The following is a 10,542-nucleotide window of genomic DNA, read 5'->3' on the forward strand; positions in this document are numbered from 1 at the left end:
GTGCCGGGGGCGGCTAAAAATAACAGCCAGTGTCTTGGCGTGTTTTCGTTTCATATTAAAATGATACTGAATTGTAGTACCGCATACAGGGAACGCAACCTAGCGATTGGGAAGCGTTAGGTGATCGATAAGACTATCGCGGATATGCTCGCGGTCGGCGGCAGTGAAGCCAAGTAGCTCCCGCTGGGCGTACTCGACGCGGGGGCCGTCGCGGCTGACGCGATCTTTTAGGCCTCGTTGGTGGGTGGTGGCGATGCGGGCGACGTTGCCGAAGAAACCTACCACGGCGGTGTCGCCCTGTGTGGTGGCCTTGAGCCACTTGGCGGTTGAGAGTTTGCTGAACATGACCCGGCGGCGAATGCTGCCCTGTTTGGCCCGAAAAGATTGCGGCTTACGCGGGGCAAAGGGTGTGCCATCCGGGTTGGTTTGGGCGCGGATGCGTTCGCGCTGTCGGCGGCGAAGATCCCGCGCTACGTTACGGGCCAATGCTCGGCGCTGTTTTACATCCAGCTTGGCTAGCAGCGGGCCGACCCACTCCTCTAACGCTTCCATATTATCCGCCATGCGTGCCTTCCCATTCGGCGACCAGGGTGTAGTCGGCGTCTGCCTCGCTATCACGAATCAACAGTTGCCAGCGTGTGGCGGGGCAGCCGGTGGCCTCGAAGCGAGGCAGGGCGTGATCTACTTTGATCTCACCTTTGTCGCAATCCATCTTGGCCAGTACCCGTTCGGTCAACTTCACCCGCAGGGCGACATCCACGGATTTGTGGCTGAGGATCTCGGCTTCGAAGCTGATGGCTTCCGTTGGATCGGCATCCGGCTGGTATACGGTCAGCCATTTCAGCAGTGGCACGATGATGGTGTCGAGATCCGCGCTGAAGTCGGTGAGCACCAGTTGGGCGGTGAACTGGTATTCGTGGGTGAGGTTGGGGCCCCGGCGAAATTCGATGCTGCCTTCCTCAACAAAGGTGAGCAGCCGTTCGGGATCGTTGGCCAGCGCCGGTACCGCGTTAATCAGGTGGGCGCGTAGCAGGTGGAGTTTTTTCATCGACGTTCTCGTGGCAGGCAATAATGGCATCGACCTCGGCGGCGCACTGTGCCCAGGCGGCTTCGGTGCGTTCCAGCTGCAGGTCTAGCTCGCCATTGGTGAGCGGGTTACTGGCGAGGAGCGTGCAGGGGCTCGGCGTCGCGCACTGATTGGTGATAAGCATCGGCGCCGGTGACGGCGGGGCGTTGGCGCATCCGACTAACAGCATCAGGCAGGCGAGTGGTAGCCCAAGCGCGAAGCGTTTCATTTTCACGGTGTAGCTCCTCAATGGTGGCAAGGCGGTCGGATGCGGTGCGGGCCAGCGACGCCTGCTGCTGTGCCAGGGCGCGGCGCTGATTGGCCTGGCGGCGGGCGTTGTCCCACAGGGCGTTGATGACCACCTTGTTTTGCGCTTCGCGCTGTAAAGATGCGGCCAACTGCTGTTCGGCAAGATCGGCACGGGCCTCTGCGGCGTTAGTGCGCTGCCAGAGCGCCCAGGTGACCAGTAGCACCAAGCCCAGAATGGCGAGGGCGGCGAGTAGGCGGGTCATGGTGTTGGTTCCTGTTCCAGCCCGGCCAGGCACAGCTCGCGTTCGGTGGTGCGGCGGCTGACCAGGCCGTTGAGTCTTCGCCCGCCGGCATACACCCAGCGGGAGAGCTCGTGGCAGGCACCACGCAGGTCGCCCTGATTCAGTTTGCGCAGCAGGGTAGAGCGGGCGAAGTTGCCTGCCCCCACGTTGTATACGAAGGAGGCGAGCGCAGCGCGGGTGGGTTCTGGCAGTTCGACCTGAGCACGGCGATCCACCACCGCGAAGGCTTCGCCCAGATCATGCTGCAGTAGGGCGGTACATTCAGCTTGGCTGAGGGTTTGCCCCAGACGGGCGGTTTCCGTGTGGCCGTAGCAGATGGTGGGAATACCCACGGGGTCGCGGTAGGCAGTAGGCTCGTACCCTTCATAAAACGACACCACAGCGGTGGCGATACTGATGGCACCGGCGGCCAGGCTGATGCCGAGTTTGGTTTTAAGACCCACGGCGTTTCTCCCAGTAGTCGCGCAGGCGGGTGAGGTAGCGGGGAACCAGGAGCCCGATCTGCAGCGCGAGATAAAGCAGCGTTAGCACCGTGACCCAGTCGGCGGGTGTCATGCCGCCGACATGCAGCAGCGAGACGACGGCCGGGGGCGCGGCCTTGGCGCTTTCGGTGGTGATTTCAAAGTGATGGCTCATTCGGGCCTCGGCGGTTTAAAACGTTAATCCCACAGGTTCACCGTGGGGGCGCGTTGGGTGGCCTGGGGAATTGCGGGCATCGTGACGGGCGTGCCGTGGGGTAGCACCGGCCCTAGATCCGCCAGCCACGGGTTGGCAGCCAGCACCTGTTCGGTGACGCCACGGGTGGTGCCATAGAAGCGGTAGCAAATGGCATCCAGGGTGTCGTGCTGTTCGGCATGTACCAGGGTCATATCAGCTCGACCGTGCTGTGTGGCCGGCCTTCGATCTCGCTGATCGCCCAGGCGGCATCGCGGCGGTAACCATCGGCGGGGTCTTGCAGACGTTCGCCGCGCTCCCGGCCGCTGTTGGTGGCGTCGTAATCCGCGTAGCGTTCCAGCAGGTTGGCGTGGGCAGTGGAGTAAACAGCGCGCAGGTAGAGCACGTTGAAGACTTCCGGCGTTTGCCAAACGGGAATGGGTAGCTCTTCCATGGTGGGGTAGCCCGCGTCGACCTTGGCCTGCTGCCAGTGCCGCAGTACACGGTTCACCGTGGCCATTGCGGCCTTCAGTGTGGTTTCGATGCGGGCGTTGGTAATGGTGCTATCCAGCCGGTGGGTTTCCCGGAAGTCACTGGGCTGGATAGCTGGCCAGAAACCGTTGTTTTCAATGGTGGTGGCTTCGGTTTCGTTACTTGTGGTGCCTGCCGAGATAAAGCTGCTCATCGGTTTACCTCAATTCAATAAAAGGGGGTGGGCGGCGTTCGAGCGTGAGCATTAGCGCTTGGCTCTTACGTCGCGCCCCCTGACGTCGGCGGTCGACTCGGTTGGCCGCTAGCCAGTAGGCTTCGTAGCAGTGTTCTGTCTCAGCTCGCGTTCCAGGCGTTCGAGGTCTTTCTTCACGCCTATGCGGTCGTTGAGCTCAAGCGCACGGGCGAGGCTGGTGTGAGCTTCAGGTAATTGGCCTGCTGCACGAAGCGCATACCCCAGGGCCTTGAACAGCTTGGCGCGGATCTGGTCGTGCATATCGGCGCCTTGGGTGAGCTGCTCTACCTCAATGAGGTGGGCGAGCAATGTAAGGAAATCAGCTTCTTCTAGATCCAGTTGCTTGAGTGCCTGCTCGGCTACTTCCTCGGCGATGATAGCGGCGGTACCGCGCTCGAACTGATCCGGCGGGGTGAGGCCGTGCTTAAGGGCATAGCGGGCGATCGCAATGGCGCCGCCCAGGTCACCGGCATCTATTCGCCAGAGCATGACGCGCATCAGTACGTCGTCTTGAGCGCCTTGGCCGGCTTCCAATACGCCGGCAACGTACTCGGAGTAGTTGGGCAGGATCTCGCGCTTGATCTCAATCTTGCGTTCGATGGATTGGGTGGCTTTTAGCCGGCGATAGTCTTCGAACAGAGCGGCTTGCATAAGCTCGAAGGCTTCGCCTTGCATGGGCTGGGTGCCCGCATCAGCGGCCGCTTGGGCGGCGCTGACGCGTTCATAGTGGCGGCGGGCTGGGCTGGTCATGACTTCTCCTTGAGGCCGTTTCGAGCGGCTTCAGAGAGTTCGATGTTTTCCACCAGGCAGCCCGCGCCAAACTCTTCCACCACATAGGCGTCATTGGAGGATTCGTAGTTCTCTACGCGGTTGCGCTTGGGGTTTTCGGTGACGAAGCGGCGGCGGGCACCGTTCTGCCAGTAGATCGAGAGGTTATCCAGGGTGGTGACCATGAGCGCGTTATCGGGGAAGAAGGGCAAGTCCATGCCTTGCAGGCCACCGATGCGCTTCTGGCTTATGACCAGGTCGGCCGCCAGTTGCTCTGTGGGGGTAGCTGGTTAAGCAGCGGGAAGTATTTATCCGACATCAGGTTGCGGCCGAGGATGACCACCAACCCTGGGAGCTTGCGGAACCAGGGGGCGATCAAGCTGTTCACGACGTCATAGACCAGCGCATCCAGCGTGGAGTAGTCGCCCACGATGCCAGGTTCGTTTTCGTTGGCCGTTGGATCGATCAGTACCTTGCCGTTGTTTTTGCCGTCCTTCATCACCCGCGCCGGGGCCTGGGTGCGGTAGTGCTGAAGCCAGCCGATGTTGACATCTTCCAGGTAGGGATTGGCCACCGGATCGGTTTGGGGAGCGGCGGAGGTGCCGTTGAAGCCGATCATCATGCGATCAAGCGCCTGCTGGCGAACGATTACATCACGCACCATTGCCTGGAAGTTGGGAAACTTGGCCCAGGCATCCAACTTGGCGTAGCCCAGGTGGGTGTCGAATTCGGTCATTCGGCACTCGTAGCCCTGGGCGTCCAGCGTGGTGAGGTCGCGGGTTTTGCGATCCTGGTTGTTGACGTTGGTGCGGGCGGCGATGGGGCCAGTAACACCCAGGGCGAGTTTTTCGCCTTTTAGTTCATCGACGCCGACCATGTTAATGCGCGAGAGGAAGTCGCTGGACTCCTGAATGCGTTTCTCCAGCCGCTGCTGGATGGTGGGGTCGACGGCAAATTTCTGGGTGGCATCCGGGACGCCGTTGAGCTTTGCCACCTGAGCGGCGAAGTTGTTGAAGTGCGTGCGGGTTTCGTTGCGCATGGGTGTGGGCGTCTCTTAGCAGTCGGTTTCGATGGTGCCGTCGTTGCCGGTGGCAGGCGTGCGCGACGGGTGGCTGGGGGTGTTGTCTAGCTGGGTGTAGAGCGCATCGAACTCTTCTTTCAGCGTGTCGTGGGCGCTTTTGAGCTCATTGAAGGCGGCCTGGGTGGGGCGCTTTTTAAGCGCTTCGCTGAGTGCCTGGTGTTTTTCCACGAACAGGCCAAGGGTCTCTTCCAGATCGGCGCGGAAGGCAGCGAAGCCGGCTTCTGTTTTGGCGTCCTGCTTTTTGAACAGCGCCTTGACGCGCTCGGCCAGTGACGGGCCTTTCTCTTCCTGTTCCTCCTCCTCGCTGAATGAGAGCTCGGTTTCGATAGCTTCGGAGAAGAGGTTTTCCGGACGCTGCTTGCGGGCGGCCAGCGGGGAGTTCTTGCCTTCCGACGCGCTGAACTTGAGCATGGAAGTGCCCAGCGACGCGGGGGAGTCGGTGACGGCCAAGCCGACCAGATACGCCTCACCGGAATCGGCAAAGTCGAGGTCGATCTCCATGGAGGTGTAGATCTTCTGGCGTTTTTCGACCATGGCCTTGAGCTCATCGGTCGGGTCGATCTCGGCGTATAGGCCGAGCTTGCCGTCGTCGTCCGCTTCGGTTTTGAGCGCGGTCACGTCGCCGTAGGCTTTGAAGGGGCCTTCCGGTAGCAGACCTTTGATGTGTTCCATATTGACCCGGCAGCCGTATTTGGCGGGGTCGAAGTTGGCGGCCATTTGGGTGAGCCATTCGGCGCTGATGGTACGGCCATCGGTGGTTGCGCCTTCTTTTGCAATGCGGTGCCAGGGCATGGGCGGGCCTCTGTGTGTGGGTTGGGCGTTTGGCTGCGGTCAGGTTCCCCGCACACGCGGCTTGGCTCAATGAGGGCTGAGTGTAAGTAGCGTTACTTACACCGGGCGGGGCAATCGTGGCTGCTCCAGCGCGGGTACGCTGGCGGCATGACGCCTCAAGCCAACATCGACGACGATCACTACCGCCTCTCTGCCCGCCATCTGTTTTGGATGGGGTGGCGGATTGCGCGCATTGCCGAGTTCCTGGATATCTCCAGGGCAACCATTGATTCGTGGAAAAAGCGCGATGCCTGGGACGACGCCACGCCGACCCAGCGGGTAGAGGGAGCCCTGGAAGCGCGCCTGGTACAGCTGATTTGGAAGGAACAGAAAGAAGGTAAGGATTTTAAGGAGATCGACCTGCTGGGCCGCCAGATCGAGCGGTTAGCGCGGGTGCATAAATACCAGGGCAGCGGGAAGGAGAGCGACCTTAATCCCAATATTGAGCTTCGCAACGCAGGGCCGAAGAAGAAGCCTGCCCGTAACGATGTGGGTGATGAAGGGGTCATTCAGATTGTCGAGGCATTCGAGGCCTCGCTGTTTGATTACCAGCGGGGCTGGTACCGAGCAGGGCAGCATGAGCGGATTCGTAACCTGCTCAAGTCAAGGCAGATCGGTGCCACTTGGTACTTCGCCCGCGAGGCGATCGCTGATGCCATGGAGACCGGCAAAAACAAGATATTCATGAGCGCGAGTAAGGCCCAGGCGCACATCTTCCGGCACTACATCGTGCAGTTCGTGAAGGAAGTCACCGGGGTGGAGCTGAAAGGCGACCCCATCATTCTCGCTAATGGTGCGGAGCTGCACTTCCTGGGCACCAACGCCAAAACGGCCCAGGGCTACCACGGCGATACCTACTTAGACGAATACTTCTGGATTCATGGCTTCGAGACGTTCCGCAAGGTGACGTCGGGCATGGCGATGCATAAGAAGTGGAAACAGACCTACTTCAGCACGCCCTCGTCCGTTGCTCATGAGGCGTACCCGTTCTGGACGGGTGACCGGTTCAACAAACGCCAGAAGAAAGCCGACCGGGTGAAGATTGATGTCAGCCACGCGGCCTTGAAGAACGGGGCACGCGGGCCGGATGGCCAATGGCGGCAGATTGTGACCATTGAGGATGCGATCGCTGGCGGCTGTGACCTGTTCGACATCGATCAGCTGCGCCTGGAATACAGCGACGATGAGTTTGCGAACCTGCTGATGTGCGAGTTTGTGGACGATACGCAAAGTGCCTTCCCACTGGCGATGATGCAGCGCTGCATGGTGGATAGCTGGGATGCCTGGCGAGATCTGAAACCCTTCGCACCGCGGCCCTATGGCGAGCATCCAGTGTGGATTGGCTACGATCCGGCCGGTGATGGTGAAGATGGTGATGGGGCGGGTCTGGTAGTGGTGGCACCGCCGAAAACGGCCGATAGCAAGCACCGGATTCTGGAACGCCACCGCTTGAAGGGCCGCGACTATGAGGCCCAATCAGAGTTTATTCGCAGCGTGACGCGCCGCTATAACGTGACCTTTATCGGCATCGATACCTCGGGCCTGGGTGAAGCCGTGGCCCAGCTGGTGGCGAAGTTCTTCCCCACAGTGACCCGCTACCGCTATACCCCAGAAATGAAGTCGCGCCTGGTGATGCAGGCGCAGCAGATCATCAATAAAGGGCGTCTTGAATTCGATGCTGGGTGGGTGGATCTCGCCCAGTCGTTTATGGCAATTCGCCGGGAACTGACCGCCTCCGGCCGCCAGATGACTTACACCGCTGGGCGCAATAACCAGACCGGCCACGCTGACTTGGCGTGGGCGACCATGCATGCCTTACACAATGAGCCACTTGATGGCCCGGTCGATCACGGCACGGGCCGTTCCCTAATGGAGATGTACGGATGAGCGAAGCGGCAGAAAAGCCGCGGGTACGCGTGCCCGCTTACGTTGTGAATAAAGCGGGCGAGACTTCAGCCCCTGCCAAGGCGGAGGCGTTCAGCTTTGGCGAGCCGACGCCGGTGATCGATGGCTATGATTTTTTCTATACCGGCTGCTGGATGCTGGGCAATGAGTGGTACGAGCCACCGGTGGATTTTCCGGCGCTGGCCCAGACCTATCGAGCCACGGCGCACCATGGCTCGGCTATTCAGGTGAAGCGTAATATCCTGGTGCGTTCCTTCATTCCCCATCCGCTGCTCAGCCGCCAGGCGTTTAGTGCGCTGGCCACCGATTACCTGGTGTTTGGCAACTGCTACCTGGAGAAGATCTATGGCCGATTGCACAGGCTGTTGGCACTGAAACCAGCGCGGGCGAAGTATGTTCGCCGCGGGGCAGATCTTAGCCGCTACTTCTGGGTGCCCAACTGGTCGGATCGCAGCGAGTTCGACGAGTGCAGCATCATCCACCTGCTGGAACCGGACATTAACCAGGAGGTGTACGGCGTGCCGGATTACCTGGGCGCGCTGCAGTCGATCTACCTGAACGAGAACGCCACGCTGTTCCGTCGCAAGTATTACCTGAATGGCTCCCACGCGGGCTTTGTGATGTACGTCTCCGATGCCGCCCACAACCAGGAGGACATCGACGCCATGCGTACGGCGCTAAAAGAGTCGAAGGGCGTGGGCAACTTCCGCAACCTGTTCCTGTACAGCCCCAACGGCAAGAAAGACGGCATCCAGATCATCCCGATCAGCGAGGTGGCCGCCAAGGATGACTTCGCCGCGATTAAAAACATCACCCGCGACGATCAGCTCGCTGGCCACCGCATCCCCCCACAACTTATGGGCATCATCCCCAACAACACCGGCGGCTTCGGCGACGTAGAAAAAGCCGCCAAGGTGTTTGTCACCAACGAGCTGGAACCGGTGCAGGCGGTGTTCAGTGAGATCAACGATGTGTTGGGGGAAGAGGTGATTCGGTTTAAGGAGTATTCGCTAGACCCCTAAAAAAAGCGCCTGGCATGACCAGGCGTACATCGCTCGTTTCCTCCATGAAACCAGTGGGAGCGTCCCGGCCCCGCAAGCGATACCAACTACTTTATATCAACACTGTATATTTTAACAGGTTTCATGGATGACGAATCGACCGATATTGCCCTGGATGGGCGGCAAGCGACGCTTGGCCAAACAGATCTTACCGCTATTCAAACCGCACACTGCCTACGTGGAACCTTTCTGCGGTGGGGCTGCGCTCTTCTTTATGAAAGCACCCAGCAAAGTGGAAGTGATCAACGACGCGCACGGGGAGTTGGTGAACCTCTACCGCATCGTGAAGCACCACCCTGATGAGCTGGTAAAGCAGTTCCGTTGGGGACTGATCAGCCGGGAAGAATACCTCACGCAAAGAGAGATCGACCCACGCCACCTAACCGATATCCAGCGGGCGGCACGTTTCTTCTACCTTCAAAAGCTAGCCTTTGGCGGCAAAGTGAGCGGCCAGACGTTTGGCACCTCTGCGGTTTCCCCACCACGAATGAACCTGTTGCGCATCGAGGAAGATCTCAGCGCCGCACACCTGCGCTTGGCTCGCACAGTGGTTGAGCATCTGGATTGGGCGGAGTGCATCAAACGCTACGGTCGGGCAGGGACGCTGTTCTATCTCGACCCACCTTACTGGGGAACCGCCGGCTACGGCTGTGACTTCCCACTTGAGGAGTACTACCGTATGGGGGAGCTAGCCCGAGAAGGGAAGGGGCAGTTCGTGATCAGCGTCAACGACACACCTGAAATGCGTGATGCTTTCCAAGGCCTGACCATTAAAACTACTGAAATTCGGTACACGGTCGGGCAGCAGGCCACAGAGCCACGGGAGGAACTCATCATTACCAATCGTTAAGCCAGCATGGCTCCAGCAAAGGCCGCCCAAACGAGGGCGGCCTTTGCATTAACCTTTGGAACTGCGAGGATCAGAGCTGCGTGGGTAGGTGCGCTCCTCCTGAAATTCTCCGTCCTCTTTATGGATTTTTACTGACCCTTCTTTGCCATCCATATAGCCTTTCATGTGCTCCATAGCATCAGCTTTCGTGTCAGACCTTTTTATGGCACGGTCGCTACCTTCCTTCTGTAACTTCCAGTCGTCGCCATCTTTTGTGAGGTGATAGTTATCCACTGTTCCTCCTTCATTTTTATTAAGTCTTACACTTAGTCACCCTAGACCAAAAAAACCAGCCTTGCCCACCCACGGCGCGCCGTCGACTCCCCGCCCCGCCTGCGCGCTAAACCTGTGTGTTTTTATGCACCCATGCACTAGCTACCAAGCCGTGCAGGTGCTGGGCTTTATGGCCCTTTTACAGGGAGGCTTTTTCATGCGGAATCTTGCGAATTTAATGGAGTCACCCCAGACAAGGAGGCCACGGGGGTAACTTCTCAGAAAGCATGGGGTTCTCGGAAAAAGGTAATCTGGGTAATTTGGCTGTTTTTAGTCTATAAGCTTTTGTTTTTATTTGTTTTTAAGGTTACCTCTAAAAGGTAATAAAAGGTGATCTAAAAGGTAATCTTTGAGTAAGTTGCTGAAAATATGAGGTTTTATAAAAGCAAGAATTTACCTATTTAAAAGGTAATGTGGTTACCTATTGATCACCTTTTTATTACCTTTTGAACGACTGTTTTAATTTGATGTATTTCAGTATGTTAGTGTATATTTTCGAGATTGGTTACCTTTATTACCTTTTCCGAGACCCCCAAACATTCTGGCGCCCCCTTACGCATGATGCGCACGCACACGCGTCACTCACGTACCTGTAAGCAAAAGGGAAACAGCGCAAAAGCGCTATTTTGTTGGCACAAATTTGGTACTTGTTCTTAACGAGAGGCTTAAAGGCGGGGTTTCGATCTAATCCATCATGGGCGCTACGGAGAAAGTTCTATCCAGCTCCGGGCGGAAAATG

General features: G+C 58.5%; 14 protein-coding genes and 1 pseudogene. 3 read left to right on the forward strand and 12 right to left on the reverse strand.

The window, feature by feature from the left end; translation table 11 throughout:
- Positions 1-99: 99 nt before the first annotated feature.
- The 11 genes and pseudogenes from FDY98_RS06625 to FDY98_RS06670 all read right to left on the reverse strand — a co-directional run bounded on the left by FDY98_RS06625 (position 100) and on the right by FDY98_RS06670 (position 5,636).
- Complete coding sequence (locus tag FDY98_RS06625) at positions 100-564, reverse strand: phage virion morphogenesis protein (RefSeq protein ID WP_027959733.1); 465 nt, start codon at positions 562-564, stop codon at positions 100-102.
- Positions 554-1,048, reverse strand: coding sequence for a phage tail protein (locus tag FDY98_RS06630; protein WP_051430546.1), 495 nt, complete (start codon positions 1,046-1,048; stop codon positions 554-556). The genes FDY98_RS06625 and FDY98_RS06630 overlap by 11 nt, the downstream gene beginning before the upstream one ends.
- Positions 1,011-1,256, reverse strand: coding sequence for an Rz1-like lysis system protein LysC (gene lysC / locus FDY98_RS29365; protein WP_442905396.1), 246 nt, complete (start codon positions 1,254-1,256; stop codon positions 1,011-1,013). The genes FDY98_RS06630 and lysC overlap by 38 nt, the downstream gene beginning before the upstream one ends.
- Entirely contained in the window at positions 1,156-1,578 is a 423-nt protein-coding gene (gene lysB, locus FDY98_RS06635) for an Rz-like lysis system protein LysB (RefSeq protein WP_035538548.1), read from the reverse strand. The genes lysC and lysB overlap by 101 nt, the downstream gene beginning before the upstream one ends.
- Positions 1,575-2,060: a lysozyme gene (locus FDY98_RS06640; RefSeq protein WP_027959731.1), complete on the reverse strand. Its 486-nt coding sequence runs from the start codon at positions 2,058-2,060 to the stop codon at positions 1,575-1,577. The genes lysB and FDY98_RS06640 overlap by 4 nt, the downstream gene beginning before the upstream one ends.
- On the reverse strand, positions 2,050-2,253 hold the full coding sequence (locus FDY98_RS06645) for a hypothetical protein (RefSeq protein ID WP_035538546.1): 204 nt from the start codon (positions 2,251-2,253) through the stop codon (positions 2,050-2,052). Before FDY98_RS06645 ends, FDY98_RS06640 begins: the two co-directional genes overlap by 11 nt.
- 23 nt (positions 2,254-2,276) lie before the next feature.
- Positions 2,277-2,486, reverse strand: a complete 210-nt coding sequence (locus tag FDY98_RS06650; protein WP_027959730.1) for a tail protein X — start codon at positions 2,484-2,486, stop codon at positions 2,277-2,279.
- Positions 2,483-2,956: a head completion/stabilization protein gene (locus tag FDY98_RS06655; protein ID WP_035538543.1), complete on the reverse strand. Its 474-nt coding sequence runs from the start codon at positions 2,954-2,956 to the stop codon at positions 2,483-2,485. The genes FDY98_RS06650 and FDY98_RS06655 overlap by 4 nt, the downstream gene beginning before the upstream one ends.
- A gap of 108 nt (positions 2,957-3,064) precedes the next feature.
- Positions 3,065-3,745 carry a phage terminase small subunit gene (gene gpM / locus FDY98_RS06660; protein ID WP_027959728.1) on the reverse strand — a complete coding sequence of 227 codons (681 nt, stop codon included), beginning with the start codon at positions 3,743-3,745 and terminating at the stop codon, positions 3,065-3,067.
- Positions 3,742-4,802: pseudogene (locus tag FDY98_RS06665) on the reverse strand (phage major capsid protein, P2 family). The gene gpM and the pseudogene FDY98_RS06665 overlap by 4 nt, the downstream one beginning before the upstream one ends.
- Before the next feature lie 15 nt (positions 4,803-4,817).
- Complete coding sequence (locus FDY98_RS06670) at positions 4,818-5,636, reverse strand: GPO family capsid scaffolding protein (protein ID WP_027959726.1); 819 nt, start codon at positions 5,634-5,636, stop codon at positions 4,818-4,820.
- Positions 5,637-5,783: 147 nt separating this feature from the next.
- On the opposite strand from FDY98_RS06670, the gene FDY98_RS06675 reads away from it, so the two are divergent.
- From FDY98_RS06675 to FDY98_RS06685, 3 genes are all read left to right on the forward strand, one after another.
- Positions 5,784-7,562 carry a terminase large subunit domain-containing protein gene (locus FDY98_RS06675; protein WP_027959725.1) on the forward strand — a complete coding sequence of 593 codons (1,779 nt, stop codon included), beginning with the start codon at positions 5,784-5,786 and terminating at the stop codon, positions 7,560-7,562.
- Positions 7,559-8,602, forward strand: a complete 1,044-nt coding sequence (locus tag FDY98_RS06680) for a phage portal protein (RefSeq protein ID WP_035538539.1) — start codon at positions 7,559-7,561, stop codon at positions 8,600-8,602. The genes FDY98_RS06675 and FDY98_RS06680 overlap by 4 nt, the downstream gene beginning before the upstream one ends.
- Before the next feature lie 127 nt (positions 8,603-8,729).
- A complete protein-coding gene (locus tag FDY98_RS06685; protein ID WP_027959723.1) occupies positions 8,730-9,491 on the forward strand; it encodes a DNA adenine methylase in 762 nt (253 codons plus the stop codon).
- A gap of 48 nt (positions 9,492-9,539) precedes the next feature.
- On the opposite strand, the gene FDY98_RS06690 is transcribed toward FDY98_RS06685, so the two are convergent.
- Positions 9,540-9,764 (reverse strand): DUF2188 domain-containing protein, encoded by a 225-nt coding sequence (locus FDY98_RS06690; protein WP_027959722.1) that lies wholly within the window; start codon positions 9,762-9,764, stop codon positions 9,540-9,542.
- Between the last annotated feature and the right edge of the window lie 778 nt (positions 9,765-10,542).

This window comes from Halomonas sp. PA16-9, from assembly GCF_009728585.1.
Lineage (GTDB): Bacteria > Pseudomonadota > Gammaproteobacteria > Pseudomonadales > Halomonadaceae > Vreelandella > Vreelandella titanicae.

Excerpts from the sequence above, each read along its gene's own strand:
- FDY98_RS06625 (WP_027959733.1), bottom strand. The coding sequence starts at position 564 with ATGGCGGATAATATGGAAGCGTTAGAGGAGTGGGTCGGCCCGCTGCTA.
- FDY98_RS06630 (WP_051430546.1), bottom strand. The coding sequence starts at position 1,048 with ATGAAAAAACTCCACCTGCTACGCGCCCACCTGATTAACGCGGTACCG.
- lysC (WP_442905396.1), bottom strand. The coding sequence starts at position 1,256 with ATGCTGTTAGTCGGATGCGCCAACGCCCCGCCGTCACCGGCGCCGATG.
- lysB (WP_035538548.1), bottom strand. The coding sequence starts at position 1,578 with ATGACCCGCCTACTCGCCGCCCTCGCCATTCTGGGCTTGGTGCTACTG.
- FDY98_RS06645 (WP_035538546.1), bottom strand. The coding sequence starts at position 2,253 with ATGAGCCATCACTTTGAAATCACCACCGAAAGCGCCAAGGCCGCGCCC.
- FDY98_RS06650 (WP_027959730.1), bottom strand. The coding sequence starts at position 2,486 with ATGACCCTGGTACATGCCGAACAGCACGACACCCTGGATGCCATTTGC.
- FDY98_RS06655 (WP_035538543.1), bottom strand. The coding sequence starts at position 2,956 with ATGAGCAGCTTTATCTCGGCAGGCACCACAAGTAACGAAACCGAAGCC.
- gpM (WP_027959728.1), bottom strand. The coding sequence starts at position 3,745 with ATGACCAGCCCAGCCCGCCGCCACTATGAACGCGTCAGCGCCGCCCAA.
- FDY98_RS06670 (WP_027959726.1), bottom strand. The coding sequence starts at position 5,636 with ATGCCCTGGCACCGCATTGCAAAAGAAGGCGCAACCACCGATGGCCGT.
- FDY98_RS06675 (WP_027959725.1), top strand. The coding sequence starts at position 5,784 with ATGACGCCTCAAGCCAACATCGACGACGATCACTACCGCCTCTCTGCC.
- FDY98_RS06680 (WP_035538539.1), top strand. The coding sequence starts at position 7,559 with ATGAGCGAAGCGGCAGAAAAGCCGCGGGTACGCGTGCCCGCTTACGTT.
- FDY98_RS06685 (WP_027959723.1), top strand. The coding sequence starts at position 8,730 with ATGACGAATCGACCGATATTGCCCTGGATGGGCGGCAAGCGACGCTTG.